This window comes from Novosphingobium kalidii, assembly GCF_040534015.1.
In the GTDB taxonomy this organism is placed as follows: domain Bacteria; phylum Pseudomonadota; class Alphaproteobacteria; order Sphingomonadales; family Sphingomonadaceae; genus Novosphingobium; species Novosphingobium kalidii.
In genome coordinates this window covers 202730-218925 of the sequence record NZ_JBEWLY010000013.1, presented here as the reverse complement: position 1 = coordinate 218925, position 16196 = coordinate 202730, and the positions used below count along the sequence as shown (strand labels likewise).

Below are 16196 nucleotides of genomic sequence, written 5' to 3'. Positions count from 1 at the left end.
GCGGCAAGCAGAAGCCCCAGCACACGGTTACGGCTGCGGCGAATGCGGTTGGGATCGGTCTCGCGAGTCATGAAACGACCTTACAGCGGTAGGAAGCGATCCACCACCAATGCGGCGAAGAGCGCGAAAAGATAAAGCACGGAGTAGGCGAATAGCTGCTTTTCCGGACGCATAGTGTCGTCCGGACCAGTTCGGTCGCGAAGGCCGACTCGCGCCGAGAGCGCCAGGAATACCAGCGAAAGCAGCGCCGCGCTCACGCCGTAAATGCTTCCCGCTCCGCCAACCCACCAAGGCAGCACGCTGAGCGGCAACAGCAAGATAGCGTAGATCAGAATCTGGCGGCGAGTCGCCTGCTCACCCGCCACGACGGGCAGCATGGGTATGCCGACCTTCGCATAGTCCGACTTCACGAAGAGGGCGAGCGCCCAGAAATGCGGGGGCGTCCAAAAGAAGATGATTGCGAAAAGAAGCACCGGCATAAGGCTGATTTCGCCGGTTGCTGCCACCCAGCCGATGAGCGGTGGAAAGGCACCTGCTCCACCTCCAATGACGATATTCTGCGGCGTACGTGGCTTGAGCCAGACCGTATAGACGACTGCGTAGTACAGGATCGAAATCGCGAGAATTGCGGCCGCTAACCAGCTGATGGCGAGCCCCATGAGCAGCACCGATCCCGCGGAAATCGCAACGCCGAAATCGCGCGCGTCAGTGCGGTTCATCCTGCCTTGGGGCAATGGCCGCGCGGCCGTCCGCTTCATCCCTGCGTCGAGGTCAGCTTCCCACCATTGGTTCAGCGCCGCAGCGCCACCCGCTCCGACCGCGATACACAGGATGGCAGTGAAGGCGAGAACAGGATGGATCCGCTCAGGCGCAGCCAGCAATCCGCAAAGACCCGTGAAAATCACGAGGCTCATCACCCGCGGTTTGGTCAGCGCGAAGAAATCTCGCCAATCCGCAGGCACTTGGAGCGCGCCGTTCAAAGGCGTCTGTCCGCTATCATCGCGCGCAGGCGCATGAGGAGCCGGGGGTCGAGACTGTGTCATATCTCAATCGCATCAAGCACAAGGGAGGGCGACATGCCCTCCCCCGCTTCCTCCCGCAATTGGGGAGGGCATCACGCGGGTGCTCACCCGGAGGCAAGCGCCCTCGTCAATGGTGTCCAGCGTCCTCGATGACCGGAACGGTCTCGAACTGGTGGAACGGCGGCGGGCTCGAAAGCGTCCACTCGAGCGTGGTCGCACCCTCGCCCCAATAGTTTGCTTCAACCCTGCGCCCGGCGATGAACGCATAGGCCACGTTTACGAGCCAGATCACGATGCTTGCCGCCATGATCATATACCCGACTGTCGCGACGTAGTTCCAATGCGTGAAGGCTTCGGGGTAATCGGGATAACGCCGTGGCATACCCTGCAGTCCGAGGAAGTGCATCGGGAAGAAGATCAAGTTCACGCCTACGAAGAAGACCCAGAAGTGCAGGTGCGACAGGAACTCCGAGTGCATGCGCCCGCTCATCTTCGGGAACCAGTAGTAGAACCCTGCAAAGAGAGCCGTGACCGCACCAAGCGACAACACGTAGTGGAAATGTGCGACGACGTAGTAGGTGTCGTGCAGCACGTCATCGATGCCACCGTTCGCCAGAACAACACCGGTCACCCCGCCCACCGTGAAGAGGAAGATGAAGCCTAGTGCCCAAACCATTGGGCTCTTGAACTCGAGGCTGCCGCCCCACATCGTCGCGATCCACGAGAAGATCTTGATACCAGTGGGCACTGCAATGACCATGGTCGCAGCGGTGAAATACATCTTCGTGTTCACCGAAAGGCCGGTGGTATACATGTGGTGCGCCCACACGATGAACCCGACCACGCCGATCGCCACCATGGCGTAGGCCATGCCGAGGTAGCCGAACACCGGCTTCTTCGAGAACGTCGAGATGATCTGCGAGATGATGCCGAAGGCCGGCAAAATCATGATGTAAACCTCGGGGTGACCGAAGAACCAGAACAAGTGCTGGTACAGGATCGGGTCACCGCCCCCCGCAGGATCGAAGAACGTTGTGCCGAAGTTGCGGTCGGTCAGCAGCATGGTGATTGCGGCCGCCAGAACGGGGAGTGCAAGCAGCAGCAGGAACGCGGTGACCAGCACGGACCACACGAACAGCGGCATCTTGTGCATGGTCATGCCCGGCGCGCGCATGTTGAAGATCGTGGTGATGAAGTTGATTGCACCCATGATCGAGCCAGCACCCGAAAGGTGCAGCGCGAAGATGCCGAAGTCGACGGCAGGTCCAGTGGAGCTGTAGGTCGAAAGCGGCGGGTAGACCGTCCATCCGGTACCTGCGCCATTACCCAACCCACCAGGCACGAAGGCCGAACACATCAGCGATATGAAGCCAGCTACCGTCAACCAGAATGAGATGTTGTTCATGCGCGGGAACGCCATGTCGGGCGCGCCGATCATGATGGGAACGAACCAGTTGCCGAAACCGCCGATGATCGCAGGCATGACCAGAAAGAAGACCATGATCAGACCGTGAGCGGTGATAAGCACGTTCCACATGTGGAGCGTAGCGTTGAAATCGCCCGCGTCACTGCCGAAGAACTCGGCAACGGCACCCAGGTATTGGATACCCGGCTCTGCAAGCTCCAAGCGCATCACGCCCGAGATTGCACCACCGATGATCCCCGCGATAACCGCGAAGATCAGGTACATCGTGCCGATGTCCTTATGGTTGGTGGACATGAACCACCGAGCGAAAAAGCTTGGCTTATGGTCGTGGTCGGCGTGACCGTGATGGTCGTCGACGTGACCCTGAAAGTGATCTGCGGTGGTGGCCATTCTCGGGGACCTTGTACTGAATGTCGTTAGGCGGACGGCGAAGCCGTTGTCTCAGCGGCTGGGACCGCCTCATTCGGGTTGGTAGCCGGTGTTGCGTCGACATCGGGCGCCGTCACTTCGGGAGCCTGAGCGGCATTGACGGAACCTGGCTGACCGACGACGCCGCCGGGATGGCTGAGAACCCAGGCATTGAATTCATCGCGCGGCAGAGCCTCCACCACGATCGGCATGTAAGCGTGCTTCACACCGCACAGTTCATAGCACTGCCCGTAGTAGACGCCTGGCTTCTCGACGAAGAGCACCTTCTCATTGATGCGGCCCGGAACGGCGTCGGTCTTGAACCACAGGGAGGGAACGCCAAACGAGTGGATCACGTCCGCAGCAGTGATCTGCAGCCGGATCGGCTCACCCGCCGGAATGACCAAGCGGTTGTCGACCTCAAATTGGGCGGGACCATCCCATGGCTCGGAACCAACCTCGCGGACTCCGGCGTTGATGGCCGGCTGCCCCGGAAGGTTCAGCATGTAAGAGTTCACCTCAAACTCGCCGTTGTCGGGATAGGAGTACGTCCAGAACCACTGGTTTCCCGTAACCTTGACCGTCAGCGCTCTTGCTGGAGCCGGCTTGTACTGCTTGGCGATCAAGTCGATCGAGGGAACGGCGATGCCAACCAGGATCAAGACCGGAAGCAGGGTCCACGCCACTTCCAGCAGCGTGTTGTGACTTGTGCGCGATGCAATCGGATTTGCTCGACGGTTGAACCGGATCACCACGATCACCAGCAACACCAGCACGAGCAGCGTGATGAAGCCGATAAGCGGCACCAGCACGGCGTCATGAATCCAGTGGCCGTACTCACCGAAGGGAGAAAACTGCTTCTGGAGGCCGATCCCGCCGTCGACGGGAAGGCCAATGCCTTCCGTCGGCTTCATGGGTGTATATGCCGGGCTGGCGGCCATGTCCGCCGTCGGACCAGTAGCGTTCAGCGGGTTGCCGGCAGCCTGTGCCGCCTCTGCACCGCGGGCAGGCGCGCCTGACGGTTCCATCGACGGCGTCGGCCCTGCTGTCGGAAAAGATGGCGCTGATGCCGGTGCCGGCGCGGCAGCAAGAGCAGCCTGCGGCAGCATTGCCAAGGCAAGTGACAGGCCGAGAGCCTTGACCGCGCAGCTCGCGGCACGGACGTTGTTGCCGGATTTCATCGTCGTCGTGCTTTCCCGATTCCCCTGCGCGCTAAGGAGCGTTTCACACCCGGGCGCACACGCAATGACGGGGGCTGATGCACCCCAGTGGCCGGGCCTATACGCGCGCTTGCCGCGCGTCTCAAGCGCCTCTAGGGGAATTTTTGCCGAAAGCGACACGTCAGCGCGCGCCGCCTTAACAAGGATCAAGAAAGCCATGCAGGAAGAAGCCGTTCTCGCTGAGTTCCGCGCGAGCAAGGCCTTACTGGAAGGCCATTTCCTGCTCTCGTCCGGACGGCACAGCGCCCATTACCTGCAGTGCGCGCGAGTCCTTATGAATCCGGAACGAGCAGGTAGATTGGCAGCGGCACTGGCAGCCAAGCTTCCGCACGACATCCGTCGCAAGATAAACAAGGTCGTCTCTCCCGCCATGGGTGGCATCATCGTTGGCCAGGAGATGGGGCGCGCCTTGCAGGTCGACGCCATGTTCGTGGAACGGCCTGAAGGCGTTTTTGAGCTTCGGCGTGGTTTTTCGCTGGAAGACGGCGACATGGTGCTGATGGTTGAAGATGTCGTGACGACCGGAAAGTCGTCGCGCGAAGCGATCGCGGCGATCGAGGCTGCGGGAGGCAAGGTCATCGCCGCAGCCGCGCTGGTGGATCGCTCAGGCGGCGCGGTCGAGTTAAGCGTGCCATTCACTGCACTGGTTGAGCTCAACTTTCCCACTTATGCGGCCGACGAACTGCCGCCTGAACTTGCAGAACTGCCGGCGGTAAAGCCGGGCAGCCGCGCAAAACCCTGATTTTGGTCCATCTGGCGAGCGCACAAGCATGAGCCGACTTTCCACGCTGCGCCTCGGCGTCAACATCGACCACGTGGCGACAATTCGCAACGCCCGCGGCGGCGACCATCCCGATCCTGTTAGAGCAGCGCAAATCGTTGCCGCGGCGGGCGGCGACGGCATCACCGTTCACTTGCGCGAGGATCGGCGTCATATTCGGGACGAAGACCTCGCCCGGGTCCAACTGGCAACCGGCCTGCCCCTCAACCTCGAGATGGCCGCGACCGATGAGATGGTCGAGATCGCGCTGCGCCACAAGCCACACGCGGCTTGCATCGTGCCTGAGCGTCGTCAGGAGCGCACGACTGAAGGTGGGCTCGACGCAGCGGGGCAACACAACCGGCTCGCACCGATTGTCACGCGCTTATCGGATGCTGGAATCCGAGTGAGCCTGTTCATCGCACCCGAGCCACGTCAGATCGAGGCGGCGCTGACGCTCGGCGCGCCTGTGGTCGAACTGCACACCGGCGAATATGCGCACGCCACCGGTGAAGCGGTCGCGATCGAACTGAAGCGCCTCGTCGAAATGGCAGCTTTAGCGGCCAAGAACGGAATCGAGCCGCATGCCGGGCACGGCCTGACATATGAGAACGTACAGCCCGTAGCCGCCATTCCCCAGCTGGCCGAGCTGAACATCGGTCACTATCTCATTGGGGAAGCGATCTTTTGCGGTCTTAAGGGGAGCGTCAGGAAAATGCGCGAGCTGATGGACGCGGTGCGGTGATGTCGCCCTCGTCTACTCTCGCCTTACGCAAGGTTTGCACGAAACGCCGAAGGTGCGAAGCGAACGGTTGGCCATTCGAGCCGTGCAAGGAACTCGACACATGATCATCGGCCTCGGCTCAGACTTGTGCAATATCGAGCGTATCCAATCCTCTCTGGACCGTTTCGGTGAGCGCTTCGAGAATCGCGTGTTCACGGATGTCGAGAGGGCAAAAGCGAATCGCCGCACGCTTACGAAGGCCGGGACACTGGCGAAGCGCTTTGCCGCCAAGGAAGCATTCTCCAAGGCGGTAGGCACGGGTTTCAAGGCTGGCGTTTTCATGAAGGATATCGGCGTAGTTAACGCCCCGTCCGGTGCGCCCACCTTGGCACTCACAGGCGGCGCTGGCGAGCGGTTGCGCGCCCTCACTCCAAGCGGATACGAGCCCGTGGTTCACTTGACGCTCACGGACGATCACCCATGGGCCCAGGCCTTCGTCCTGATCGAGGCGCTGCGTATCGAAGAACGCGCCCGCACATGAACAAGACAAGAGCCCAGCCACTGGCACCGAGGCTGGAGCGCCGGCAAACGCGCGAACAGGTGAATTGGGCACGTGAGATGCGCGGCCTCGCCGTCATGCTGCTCGCCGTGCTGTGCTTCCACAGCTTTCTGGCAAAGCCGTTCTACATCCCTTCGATCTCGATGATGCCAAACCTGCTGGTGGGCGACCGTCTGATCGTTTCGAAGTATCCCTATGGCTGGAACTGGTCCTCGATCAGCTTTCATTTGCTGCCGCGCGGCGAGAATCGCCTGTTCGCCAAGACGCCCGAGTATGGCGACATCGTCATCGTCGTCCCCCGCAATCGCAAGGAAGACCTGATCAAGCGGGTGGTCGGCCTGCCAGGTGACCGCCTGGCCGTGGTGAACGGCCAGATCATCCTCAACGGTAAGCGCGTGCCGCAGTCTGTCCAACCGGCAGTGCAATTGCCCGTGGAGAACGAGCTGAGCTGCGAACAAAGCGCCGTTACCGTCCCCTGCCTTGCCGCCTTCGAGCACTACCGAACGCGGCTGCCTAGCGGCCGCGAGGTCTACGAGCTGCCAGCGTTGCGCGAAACCTTGCCCAATGGCGCGAGTTACCTTGTAATCGACCATGTCGATCAAGCGCTCGACCACTATCCCGAGATTACTGTTCCGGAGGGCCACGTTTTCCTTATGGGCGACAATCGTGACCACTCGGCAGATGGTCGTGCCCCCCTATATGGCAATGGCCTCGGCGGGCCCGTTCCTCTCTCCGACATTGGGGGTCGAGCCGAGTTCGTCACGTTTTCCTTGAATGGAAGCCAGTCCTGGAACCCGCTCAGCTGGTTCGAGGCGCTGCGAGCTGACCGTGCGGGTACGTCCCTACGCCCTCCGATGGACGCTGCGAACAAGGCCGCGACACAGACAGCAGCGGCCGGATGACCAGCGACGCAAGCTTCGGCGGGGCAAGTCCGGCGTCAAATCGCGTCGAAGAGCAGGTCGGTCCTAGCGACATTACGGATCCCAGGATCAGGCACGAAGCAAAGCGCGCTTTTACCTGGCTGGGCGTCGCATCGCTGTTTGCGCTGGCCGTTCTGCTCTCCGGATCCCTGCTTGTAATCTTTGCCGGAATTGTCTTCGCTACCTTGATCGATGGCGGAGCGCGCCTCATCGGCAAGGTCTTACCGGTACACCGCGGAATTCGCGTGACGATCGTTCTGGTCGCAACGCTCGGTTTTCTGGTCTGGACTGCGCAGTTTGCAGGCAACAGGGTCGCAGTCGAGGCGGGACAGCTGCCCGCCACCATTCAGGCTCAGTTCTTTCGAGGACTCGAGTGGTTGCGACAGCATGGCATTCAGGTCGATGTTGCCGACGTTCAGCGTCTGGCCCGGCAGGCAACTGGAGGTGTCAGCCAGCTCACCCGCGCCGTGGGCGGTATGATTGGCGCGCTCACCACAATGTTCCTCATTATAGTACTCGGCATCTACTTTGCGGTTGAGCCCGACATCTACCGCCGTGGCGTTGCGTGGATTCTTCCGGCCGACAAACGCGACCGGTTCCAGGGCACGCTGGAAGCGATGGGGAGATCCCTTCGCCGGCTCATGTTCGGGCGGATCATCGGCATGGCCGTGGAAGGAATCGCCACCTGGCTGATGCTGGCGATCTATGGCGTGCCGATGGCATTCCTGCTCGGCCTCATCACCGGATTGCTGGCGGCCGTGCCCAATCTCGGCGCCCCGGTCTCTGGTGCGATCATGATCCTGGTCGGCTTCTCCGGCGGGATGGACATGGGCGTTTACACGATCATCGTCTACACAGTGGTGCAAACGCTGGATGGCTACGTTGTGGTACCATTCATCGCGCGCCAGACAGTGGACTTGCCACCCGCCCTCGTCCTGGCGGCTCAGCTCATCATGGGTGTGCTGTTTGGCATTCTTGGGCTGGCGCTTGCAGATCCTCTGGTTGCGATGATCAAGGTCTGGCTCGAGAGCGAGGCTGACCACAACCAACGCCACCAGGATGACGACGTGACGCTGCAACCTGCCCCTGCGGCGGTTTGACGCCTGATCTTGGACTTTAGCAGACCATGGCGCGCAAGTTCCTCTACATCTTCTCCGGCCTCGTCGTGCTGGTCTTCGTGACCTTCCTGGCTCTGCGCTTGTTCGCACAGGACCTGAGCGAAATCGCCTTCGTCCCGTCTGCGGAATTCACGGATCAGCCGCCGCTGGAGCAGACCGTCTATGACGATCCGCAGATGTGGCTTGCACGACCGGAACTTGGCACAGCCGATGCGGCGCGATGGCTGCCAGCCGGCTTCACAGCGGAAGCGGAGAAGGTGAACGCAGCCGTATTCTTCGTCCACCCTACCGGCCTGGTCAGTCGCAAGACTTGGAACGCCTCGCTCGACGATCCGGAATCGCGTGATCGCTCGCGCCTTTTCGTGCAGGGCATGGCCAGCCCCTTCAACGCCAGCCCCGACGTTTGGGCGCCGCGCTATCGCCAGGCCGCCGTCGGTGCATTCCTGACGGATGCTCCAGAGGCAACGCAAGCCCTGGACCTCGCCTACGGCGATGTGGAGCAGGCGTTCGAGACGTTCCTGAAGTTCATCGATCCCCAACAGCCGATCGTCCTCGCGGGACACAGCCAAGGGGCGTTTCACTTGCTCCGGCTGATCCGCGATCACGTTGTGGCGACACCTGTCGCCTCTCGAATCGTTGCCGCTTATGTGATCGGCTGGCCCGTTTCTACTGAGCGCGACTTGCCCAAGATGAACATGCCCGTTTGTCAGGAGCCGACTTCGACAGGCTGCATTGTCAGCTGGATCAGCTTCGCCGACCCTGCCGAAGCGCAGATGCTAATGAAGGCTTACGCCCGTCGTCCCGGTTTGAATGGGCAACCCATCGGTGACAACGCCTCGTTCGTCTGCGTAAATCCGATCACCGGGTCTGAGAACGGCAGCGCAGAAGCCAAAGAGAACCTCGGCACGCTGGTCCCGGACCTCAGCAACAACACGGGTTCACTGGTCCCCGGAGCCGTTCCTGCGCGTTGCGACGAGGATCACCTTCTCCACATCGGCCCGGCACCCGACCTCGAAATGGGGCCATACGTACTCCCCGGTAACAATTATCATCTCTACGATGTCACGCTGTTCTGGGCTAACCTGCGAGCCGATTTCGCCAGACGAGTGAAGGCATGGAAGCCGCAGCCCTGATTACCACGAGCACGCTGGACTATCGTGACGCGCTCCCGGACGGTGGCGGGCTGATCGGCCTCGACCTCGGCACGCAGACGATCGGCACCGCCTTTTGCGATGCGGGCTGGTGCATCGCGTCGCCCGGCAAGACGCTGAGGCGCGGCAAGTTCGGAGCGGACAAGGCGGCTCTGGAGGCACTGATCCGCGAACGCTCAATCCAGGGCATCGTCATCGGGTTGCCGCTTAACATGGACGGCACGTCTGGACCGCGAGCGCAGTCCAGCCGAGCCTATGCCCGAAACCTCGCCGCGCTGGGCCTGCCCATCCTTTTATGGGATGAGCGCTGGTCCACGGCCGGGGCCGAACGCGACCTCATTGCTCAAGACATGAGCCGCGCAAGGCGAGCGGAACGAATCGACTCGGCCGCTGCAGCCGTGATCCTGCAAGGCGCCATCGACGCGCTTGCCGGGGGGATCTGGTAGCGGCAGCTTCCTTGTTACCGCTCCGGCGTGGGTGGCTTTTTCACGACCTGCCCTGCCCACTCAATCTCACCGGCGTCGGGGGCGGGCTCGTCATCCGGCGCACCGGGGCCGAGCGCTGTCGACGCGTCGCTTTCGGATCCAGCGTCCGGGGCGGTGCCTTGAACGCCGCCCACGTCTTCGGTCACCGGCTCTGCTGGCGAGCGATTGTTCTGCTTGGGCGAACCGGATTCTGATCCATTCTGCGGCATCTTATGTCTCCTCAAAGGAGCTAACACCGCCTTGGGTGGATCGTTCCTCGCGAGAAAAGCCGACGCGCCGCTATGCAGTTCGCAGCACCAAGATCAGCCCCGCTGCGTGAGGTGCAGGCTCCCCGGCGCCGATCTCGGCCCGGCTCGCATCGGCGCGCGCGCGATCCAGGATTGCTTGCGGCACGTCTGGCTCGCTGGCGATCAGGTCGGCAGCACCGAGCCAGCGCATCTGGCGCAAGGTGAGATCCTCAGGGTCAGGGCTGCGCAGCGTGATTTCGAGTGTGCCGGCCTGGAGCGGCTTTGCTTCTCCGGCCAGCCACGTCGCGACACGATCGGCGCTTTCCTCTGCCAGGGGATCGAGAGGACCACCCTCCCCCAAGGCAGCGTCGAGAGCGCGTCGGCGCTCACCGGCGTTGGGCCAGCGGGCTCGGAGGCCCTCTCGGGCCGCGTACAGCGCGTCCGCCAGAGCGCCAAGCGAGGGAGGAAGAAGCCGCTCAAGTCGCAAGCGCAGCTGCTTGGCAAGCCCCGCCGAAGCTCCCCCAGTGCCGATCGCGATCAGAACGGGCGCTCGGTCGAGAACCGACGGAACGGTGAAGTCGCAAAGTTCCGGCCGGTCAGTCACGTTGACCAGCAGCCCCGCACATCGCGCGCGGATGGCGTCAGCCTGCACCGAGGTGTCGTCGTCATGTGCGATGAAGGCTAGGCGAGCGCCCCTGTCGATGCCCTCCTGCAGGTTCTCGACGATCTCGCCGCCTGCCCGCTCGACGAGGCGGCGCTTCGCCTCTGCGGCCTCGCCAGCGCCCAGCACGATCACCGGCTGAGCAGCGATCCGGTGGAATAGAGGGAGGTTAGCGATCATGACCGCACGAGGATGCCCGCCCAGCTCAGGTAAGCCACTCGGGCACGCGCTCGGCTGCCAGAATCGTCGAGGGTTCGATACGCTCTGCCACAACAGCCCACTTATCTCCATCGACCATCACTTCGGGCACCAGCGCCCTTGAGTTGTAGGTGTTGGCCATCGTCGCCCCGTAGGCACCGGCCGTGCGGAAGATAGCGAGGTCGCCAGCCGAAACCGCGTCGATCTGTCGGGCCATGGCGAAAGTGTCAGAGCTTTCGCAGATCGGGCCAACAATGTTCGCCGTCATCTGTTCGCCACTTGGGCGAACGGCCGCAAAGTCGTGCCAGGCGTCGTACATCGCGGGACGTGCCAAGTCATTCATGGCGGCATCGACCACCACGAACGGATGGACGGCTCCCGCCTTCACGCGGATAATTTCCGTCAGCAGCACGCCCGAGTTGCCGGTGATCACGCGTCCGGGCTCGAACATGATGGTTGCATCCCACCCACGCGTAGCCTCGACCACCATGGCGCCATACTCTGCGGGCCCCGGCAGGACGTCGCCCGCCTTGTAGGGGACGCCCAGACCGCCTCCAAGATCCATGTGCGTGACGGCCAGACCTTGGCCACGGATCGCGCGCATCAACTCGCCCATCTTGCCGAACGCAAGACGCGACGGCTCAAGGTCAGTGATCTGGCTGCCGATGTGCACGGCAAGGCCGCGCATGTTGAGGCCCGGCAAACCGGAAAGCCGCGCGTAGATTGCAGCAGCCTGATCGTAGGCGACGCCGAACTTGTTATCGGACTTGCCCGTCGAGATCTTGGCGTGGGTGCGGGCGTCCACATCGGGGTTCACCCGCAGCGTGGCGGTGGCCACTTGCCCTTGCGATGCTGCAATCGCGGCGAGTTCGACGCCCTCTTCCTCACTCTCGAGATTGAACTGTCCCAGCCCCGCATCGAGTGCCTCGCGCATTTCGCGCGCCGTCTTGCCCACGCCGGAAAAGACAATGTCGGCTCCCGGCATGCCCGCCGCGAGCGCCCGGTGCATCTCTCCGGCAGAGACGACATCAGCGCCATATCCCTGCCCCGCAAGCAGTTTCAGCACCGCGAGGTTGGGGTTGGACTTTACCGCGAAGGCCAGGTGCATACGCGGAAGGGCGCTCAGAGCCTCGCGGAACACTTGCGCATGGCGCGTCAGGGTCGCCCGCGAATAGACGTAGACCGGTGTGCCCACTTGCGCCGCGATCGCGGCCAGCGGCACGTTCTCGGCGTGGAGCTCGCCGTTCCTGAGTTCGAAATGGTCCATGATGTGCTCAGTCTTCGCTCTCGGGAGGAGGCAGGTCGAACGGATCGTCCTCGCGCCGCTCAGAGCGCGTGCGCAATTCCACGCTCCGCGCCGGGATGGCGAGCGTCGGCGGCTCCAGCAGCTCGTTAGGCGTGGGCTGCACCGCACGCCCGAACGGAGCCGGCGGCAGTTCCTGGCCGGGCTTGAGAGCAAGGCTCTGCCGCGAGCCGCAGCCGGCGAGCGCGAGCATGACACCGCAGGCAATTAGGATGCGCATTCGTCGTTTCACTCCAGGCCCAGGGCCTCGCGGGCTTCGGCCACGCGCTTCCTCACTTCGTCAGGCGCGGTGCCACCGTGCGACTTGCGCGCAGCGACGGACGCCTCGACCGACAAGGCGGAGAATACGCGCTCGTCGATGCGGCTGTCGATGGTCTTCAAGTCCTCCAGCGGCAGCGCGTCGAGAGCAACGCCGCGCTGCTCCGCCAGCTTCACCGCGGCTCCCGTGATGTGGTGGGCTTCGCGGAAGGGAATATCGGCCTGCCGCACCAGCCAATCGGCAAGATCGGTCGCAGTGGCAAAGCCCAACTCGGCCGCAGCCCGCATGCGATCGACGCGGAACCGCGTATCCGCGACCATGCCGGTCATCGCCGCGATGGAAAGCGCCAGCAGTCCTGCCGCCTCGAATACTGGCGGCTTGTCGTCCTGCATGTCCTTGGAATAGGCGAGCGGCAGGCCCTTCATCGTCATCATCAGCGCCATCAGGCACCCGGTGATCCGCCCGGAGTGTCCGCGCACCAGTTCGGCAGCGTCGGGGTTTTTCTTCTGCGGCATGATCGAGCTGCCGGTCGAGAGCGAATCGGGCAGCGTCACGAAGCCGAAGGGCTGGCTTGCCCAGATGATGAACTCCTCGGCGAGGCGCGAGAGGTGCAGTGCGCACTGGCTCGCCGCCATGAGGTAGTCGAGCGCGAAGTCGCGATCCGACACCGAGTCGAGGCTGTTGGCCGTCGGTGCATCGAAGCCGAGCGCCTGGGCCGTCAACTCGCGATCGATGGGAAAGCCGGTACCGGCGAGGGCTGCAGCGCCCAGCGGACACTTGTTGAGCCGCTTGCGCGCGTCCGAAAACCGAGAGCGGTCTCGCCCGATCATCTCGAAATAAGCCATCAGGTGATGGCCCAGGGTAACCGGCTGCGCGGTCTGCAAGTGCGTGAAGCCAGGCATGATGCTGTCGGCATGCTCGCCTGCCCGCGCAACCAGAGCGCTCTGCAGCGCCCGCAGCGCCGCGTCGGTTTCGTCGATGGTGTCACGCACCCACAGGCGGAAGTCGGTGGCGACCTGATCGTTACGGCTGCGTGCCGTGTGGAGACGCCCGGCGGCAGGGCCGATCAGCTCGGCAAGGCGGCTCTCGGTGGTCATGTGGATGTCCTCGAGGCTCCAGTCCTCGGGAACGCCGTTGGCCTCGTACTCGGCGGCGACGGCGTCGAGGCCTTTCTCGATTGCCAGCGCATCGTCGTCCGAAACGATGTCCATCGCACCCAGCATCGCAACATGCGCTTTGCTGGCGCGGATGTCCTGCCTCCAGAGTGCCTTGTCGAAGGGGATCGAGGCATTTATCTCGCGCATGATCGCCGAGGGCCCTTCCGCAAAGCGCCCACCCCACATCGCATTGCCCGCCTGGGAGCCCATATCCTTGCTGTCGTCCCGCTCGCTCAAGCTTGCCGCCCTTTGTCTCACCGTTTTGGCTGGAGCTTGCGATAGGCAAACCCCGGAGCCGGTGCAACCAGACGCGAACCCTGCCGAACTGCCGAAGAGCGAAAAGCTCTCGGGAGTGCTCGATCGCTCTCACAACGGCGAGCCTATGCCTGACATGACGCTGAAGGACGCGGAAGGGCGCACGCTGGCGCTATCCTCACTGCGTGGACAGCCGACGCTGGTGAACCTGTGGGCCACCTGGTGCGCGCCCTGCGTTGTCGAACTGCCGACGCTCGACCGTCTCGTCGATCTGCGTGAGGGCAAGCTGCGCGTGGTGACAGTGTCGCAGGACATGGCCGGCACTGAAAATGTCGCATCGTTCATCAAGGAGCGCGGCGGCGACAATCTGGAACCCTGGCTCGACCCCGAAGGAGATCTTGCCGCGAAGTACAGCGTGCAGTCGCTGCCGACCACCATCCTCTACGATTCGCAAGGGCAGGAGGTCTGGCGCTTCATCGGCAGCAAAGTCTGGACAAACGCCGAGGCGCTGCAGCTGATCGCGCAGGCTCGCTGAGCCTGCGCGATCAGCTGCAGGGGTCACGGCACAATCAGATTGCGGTGCTCGCCTCGCGTAAAGAAGGCGCCAGCTCGCCCATGCGCGACCCCACGGAAGGATAGCCTTCTGGCGTGATCTCGGTCAGCCAGATCAATCGACCATGCGCCTGTTCGGGCGCGATCGCGAAGCGGCCCTGCACATCCCCGACCAGATCGAGTCCCTTGCTTCGAAGGTAATCGGCAGCAGCGCCGGCGTCCTTCACCTTGAAGACTAGATTGTAGATCCCCTTGATGTCCCGCGCATGGACCGCGACGGGAGAGCCGTCTTCGGGCCCCACCATCGCTTCCAACACCGTGTCGCCCATGAAGAAGGCGGCGCATTCGGCGTTCACCTCCGGAAGTGAGCGCGCGGCCATTTCAGGCCAGCCTAGCCGCTGCGCGAAAACCTCGCGCGCAGCCTCAAACGAGGGGGCAGACAGGCCTATCGCCTGCAGCCCCTCGATGCCCAGCGGGTGCTGGTCGCGAGCCTCGATGGCCCGCCAGTTAGGGTCTCGGCGCGGATCGTTCGGCAAGTCCTGCGCAAGGATCTCCAGGCGCATGCCAAGCGCCTGATGTCGGGCGATGATGAAGTAGTGCTCCTCCATGCCGCGATCGTAGTGCAGGTCGAACCCGGCGGCGCGGAGACGCTCGTCCGCCGCTTTCAGATCGGCAACCTTGAGAGCCACGCCGACCCAGCGCATCGCGTGGGCCGAACGGCGCAGCATGTTGCCCAAGGGGGAGCGCTCATCCTCGCCGCTACCAGCCGGCGCGATAGGGATGATCATCGTGTCCCCTACCATCATCAGACTCTCCTCACGGTCGAGCCCCATGTGCGCCGTATCTGGCGTGATCAGCATTTCAAAAGCGGTCTGCGCCCCGAATACGTCCTGGAAGAACGCATCACAGGCCGGGCGCTGCGCATTATCGGCAAGCGCCCAGCTGATGTGGGCGACCGGCATTGCTACCATAGTGCTTCTCTCCCTCATTAGCGGTGAGGAAAGCCTGCGGCCCTGCACTTGGCAAGGTTCATGTGCAGGCTGGCGAGGGAGTGCTCCATGTAGGTGATGTAATTGTTAGCCGTGTTCACGGCCTTGCCGACCTCACCCATGACCGGCCCTCATCCGATGTTGTCATCTGCGCCCGCTATTCGACTATTGGCACGTCTGCCCAAATCCATCTTGCTTCGCCTGCACGATCCGTTCGATCATACCTTGGCGTGCCTACCGAGATGAGCAAGGTTCAGGGACAGCAGGAAACGAGAGGAAATTACGATGAGCGACGAAACGTCCGCCGCGATTCGCGACACCCGAAAGGATTGGGTGGTGGAGCACCGCCAGATGTACCTGGAGTCGGGCGGCGCGAAAGGTCACATCATGGACATCACGCCCGTCGGCGGCCGCAACTTCGCCACGCACTGCATGATCAAGTACGTGGGGCGCAAAAGCGGCAAAGTCTTCATCACGCCGTTGTGCTATGCCGATATCGGCGGCGAAGTGGTGATCGTTGCGTCCAAGGGTGGCGCAGATACGCATCCCGAATGGTACCTCAACATCCGCGAAATGGACGCAATCGAATTCCAGGTTGCGACGCAAGCCTTCCGTGGCACATGGCGCGAACCGGAAGGCGATGAGCGCACGAAGGTCTGGAACTTCGTTGCGGACTGCCATCCGTTCTACGCGAACTACCAGGCTTCCACTGACCGCCAGATCCCTCTCATCATGATGAAGGCGGTCGAGGAAATCCCGGTGTTCAAGGCAAGCGACGCAACCGGCGTCCGCCAGCTCTAAG

The 16196-nt window shown here is 62.8% G+C and carries 19 protein-coding genes; 9 read left to right on the top strand and 10 right to left on the bottom strand.

What is annotated here, in order from left to right; all coding sequences use genetic code 11:
• Positions 1–80: 80 nt before the first annotated feature.
• The 3 genes from ABVV53_RS07750 to coxB all read right to left on the bottom strand — a co-directional run bounded on the left by ABVV53_RS07750 (position 81) and on the right by coxB (position 4037).
• A complete protein-coding gene (locus tag ABVV53_RS07750; protein ID WP_353983818.1) occupies positions 81–1043 on the bottom strand; it encodes a heme o synthase in 963 nt (320 codons plus the stop codon).
• Between the two features lie 106 nt (positions 1044–1149).
• Positions 1150–2838: a cytochrome c oxidase subunit I gene (gene ctaD, locus ABVV53_RS07745; RefSeq protein WP_353983817.1), complete on the bottom strand. Its 1689-nt coding sequence runs from the start codon at positions 2836–2838 to the stop codon at positions 1150–1152.
• A 26-nt stretch (positions 2839–2864) separates the two neighbouring features.
• Complete coding sequence (coxB, locus tag ABVV53_RS07740; protein ID WP_419956760.1) at positions 2865–4037, bottom strand: cytochrome c oxidase subunit II; 1173 nt, start codon at positions 4035–4037, stop codon at positions 2865–2867.
• A 196-nt stretch (positions 4038–4233) separates the two neighbouring features.
• On the opposite strand from coxB, the gene pyrE reads away from it, so the two are divergent.
• The 7 genes from pyrE to ruvX all read left to right on the top strand — a co-directional run bounded on the left by pyrE (position 4234) and on the right by ruvX (position 9754).
• Entirely contained in the window at positions 4234–4818 is a 585-nt protein-coding gene (gene pyrE / locus ABVV53_RS07735; RefSeq protein WP_353983816.1) for an orotate phosphoribosyltransferase, read from the top strand.
• Positions 4819–4846: 28 nt separating this feature from the next.
• Positions 4847–5581, top strand: coding sequence for a pyridoxine 5'-phosphate synthase (locus ABVV53_RS07730; RefSeq protein WP_353983815.1), 735 nt, complete (start codon positions 4847–4849; stop codon positions 5579–5581).
• A gap of 100 nt (positions 5582–5681) precedes the next feature.
• Positions 5682–6101, top strand: coding sequence for a holo-ACP synthase (gene acpS / locus ABVV53_RS07725; protein ID WP_353983814.1), 420 nt, complete (start codon positions 5682–5684; stop codon positions 6099–6101).
• Positions 6098–7021 (top strand): signal peptidase I, encoded by a 924-nt coding sequence (gene lepB / locus ABVV53_RS07720; RefSeq protein ID WP_353983813.1) that lies wholly within the window; start codon positions 6098–6100, stop codon positions 7019–7021. Before acpS ends, lepB begins: the two co-directional genes overlap by 4 nt.
• Positions 7018–8139 (top strand): AI-2E family transporter, encoded by a 1122-nt coding sequence (locus ABVV53_RS07715; RefSeq protein WP_353983812.1) that lies wholly within the window; start codon positions 7018–7020, stop codon positions 8137–8139. The genes lepB and ABVV53_RS07715 overlap by 4 nt, the downstream gene beginning before the upstream one ends.
• 26 nt (positions 8140–8165) lie before the next feature.
• Positions 8166–9290: a DUF3089 domain-containing protein gene (locus tag ABVV53_RS07710; RefSeq protein ID WP_353983811.1), complete on the top strand. Its 1125-nt coding sequence runs from the start codon at positions 8166–8168 to the stop codon at positions 9288–9290.
• The gene (gene ruvX / locus ABVV53_RS07705) at positions 9272–9754 is read left to right on the top strand and encodes a Holliday junction resolvase RuvX (RefSeq protein WP_353983810.1); all 483 of its coding nucleotides are present in this window, start codon (positions 9272–9274) and stop codon (positions 9752–9754) included. Before ABVV53_RS07710 ends, ruvX begins: the two co-directional genes overlap by 19 nt.
• Positions 9755–9768: 14 nt before the next feature.
• On the opposite strand, the gene ABVV53_RS07700 is transcribed toward ruvX, so the two are convergent.
• From ABVV53_RS07700 to argH, 5 genes are all read right to left on the bottom strand, one after another.
• Positions 9769–10002 carry a hypothetical protein gene (locus ABVV53_RS07700; protein WP_353983809.1) on the bottom strand — a complete coding sequence of 78 codons (234 nt, stop codon included), beginning with the start codon at positions 10000–10002 and terminating at the stop codon, positions 9769–9771.
• Positions 10003–10072: 70 nt separating this feature from the next.
• Entirely contained in the window at positions 10073–10861 is a 789-nt protein-coding gene (locus ABVV53_RS07695; RefSeq protein ID WP_353983808.1) for a precorrin-2 dehydrogenase/sirohydrochlorin ferrochelatase family protein, read from the bottom strand.
• A 25-nt stretch (positions 10862–10886) separates the two neighbouring features.
• The gene (gene lysA / locus ABVV53_RS07690; RefSeq protein ID WP_353983807.1) at positions 10887–12146 is read right to left on the bottom strand and encodes a diaminopimelate decarboxylase; all 1260 of its coding nucleotides are present in this window, start codon (positions 12144–12146) and stop codon (positions 10887–10889) included.
• A 7-nt stretch (positions 12147–12153) separates the two neighbouring features.
• Positions 12154–12402 carry a hypothetical protein gene (locus tag ABVV53_RS07685; RefSeq protein WP_353983806.1) on the bottom strand — a complete coding sequence of 83 codons (249 nt, stop codon included), beginning with the start codon at positions 12400–12402 and terminating at the stop codon, positions 12154–12156.
• 8 nt (positions 12403–12410) lie between these two features.
• Positions 12411–13784 (bottom strand): argininosuccinate lyase, encoded by a 1374-nt coding sequence (gene argH / locus ABVV53_RS07680; protein ID WP_353984202.1) that lies wholly within the window; start codon positions 13782–13784, stop codon positions 12411–12413.
• 112 nt (positions 13785–13896) lie between these two features.
• Between argH and ABVV53_RS07675 the strand changes: the two genes are divergently transcribed.
• Entirely contained in the window at positions 13897–14388 is a 492-nt protein-coding gene (locus tag ABVV53_RS07675; RefSeq protein WP_353983805.1) for a TlpA family protein disulfide reductase, read from the top strand.
• A gap of 34 nt (positions 14389–14422) precedes the next feature.
• On the opposite strand, the gene ABVV53_RS07670 is transcribed toward ABVV53_RS07675, so the two are convergent.
• The gene (locus ABVV53_RS07670) at positions 14423–15376 is read right to left on the bottom strand and encodes a VOC family protein (RefSeq protein ID WP_353983804.1); all 954 of its coding nucleotides are present in this window, start codon (positions 15374–15376) and stop codon (positions 14423–14425) included.
• Between the two features lie 17 nt (positions 15377–15393).
• Positions 15394–15516, bottom strand: a complete 123-nt coding sequence (locus tag ABVV53_RS07665; protein ID WP_353983803.1) for a hypothetical protein — start codon at positions 15514–15516, stop codon at positions 15394–15396.
• Positions 15517–15679: 163 nt separating this feature from the next.
• On the opposite strand from ABVV53_RS07665, the gene ABVV53_RS07660 reads away from it, so the two are divergent.
• Complete coding sequence (locus tag ABVV53_RS07660) at positions 15680–16195, top strand: nitroreductase/quinone reductase family protein (RefSeq protein WP_353983802.1); 516 nt, start codon at positions 15680–15682, stop codon at positions 16193–16195.
• Position 16196: the final 1 nt, after the last annotated feature.

Coding starts and splice junctions, on each gene's coding strand:
- lysA (WP_353983807.1), bottom strand. CDS start 12,146: ATGGACCATTTCGAACTCAGGAACGGCGAGCTCCACGCCGAGAACGTG.
- ABVV53_RS07700 (WP_353983809.1), bottom strand. CDS start 10,002: ATGCCGCAGAATGGATCAGAATCCGGTTCGCCCAAGCAGAACAATCGC.
- ABVV53_RS07715 (WP_353983812.1), top strand. CDS start 7,018: ATGACCAGCGACGCAAGCTTCGGCGGGGCAAGTCCGGCGTCAAATCGC.
- ctaD (WP_353983817.1), bottom strand. CDS start 2,838: ATGGCCACCACCGCAGATCACTTTCAGGGTCACGTCGACGACCATCAC.
- ABVV53_RS07665 (WP_353983803.1), bottom strand. CDS start 15,516: ATGGGTGAGGTCGGCAAGGCCGTGAACACGGCTAACAATTACATCACC.
- acpS (WP_353983814.1), top strand. CDS start 5,682: ATGATCATCGGCCTCGGCTCAGACTTGTGCAATATCGAGCGTATCCAA.
- ABVV53_RS07695 (WP_353983808.1), bottom strand. CDS start 10,861: ATGATCGCTAACCTCCCTCTATTCCACCGGATCGCTGCTCAGCCGGTG.
- ABVV53_RS07670 (WP_353983804.1), bottom strand. CDS start 15,376: ATGGTAGCAATGCCGGTCGCCCACATCAGCTGGGCGCTTGCCGATAAT.
- ABVV53_RS07660 (WP_353983802.1), top strand. CDS start 15,680: ATGAGCGACGAAACGTCCGCCGCGATTCGCGACACCCGAAAGGATTGG.
- argH (WP_353984202.1), bottom strand. CDS start 13,784: ATGTGGGGTGGGCGCTTTGCGGAAGGGCCCTCGGCGATCATGCGCGAG.
- ruvX (WP_353983810.1), top strand. CDS start 9,272: ATGGAAGCCGCAGCCCTGATTACCACGAGCACGCTGGACTATCGTGAC.
- ABVV53_RS07750 (WP_353983818.1), bottom strand. CDS start 1,043: ATGACACAGTCTCGACCCCCGGCTCCTCATGCGCCTGCGCGCGATGAT.
- ABVV53_RS07730 (WP_353983815.1), top strand. CDS start 4,847: ATGAGCCGACTTTCCACGCTGCGCCTCGGCGTCAACATCGACCACGTG.
- coxB (WP_419956760.1), bottom strand. CDS start 4,037: ATGAAATCCGGCAACAACGTCCGTGCCGCGAGCTGCGCGGTCAAGGCT.
- ABVV53_RS07710 (WP_353983811.1), top strand. CDS start 8,166: ATGGCGCGCAAGTTCCTCTACATCTTCTCCGGCCTCGTCGTGCTGGTC.
- pyrE (WP_353983816.1), top strand. CDS start 4,234: ATGCAGGAAGAAGCCGTTCTCGCTGAGTTCCGCGCGAGCAAGGCCTTA.
- lepB (WP_353983813.1), top strand. CDS start 6,098: ATGAACAAGACAAGAGCCCAGCCACTGGCACCGAGGCTGGAGCGCCGG.
- ABVV53_RS07685 (WP_353983806.1), bottom strand. CDS start 12,402: ATGCGCATCCTAATTGCCTGCGGTGTCATGCTCGCGCTCGCCGGCTGC.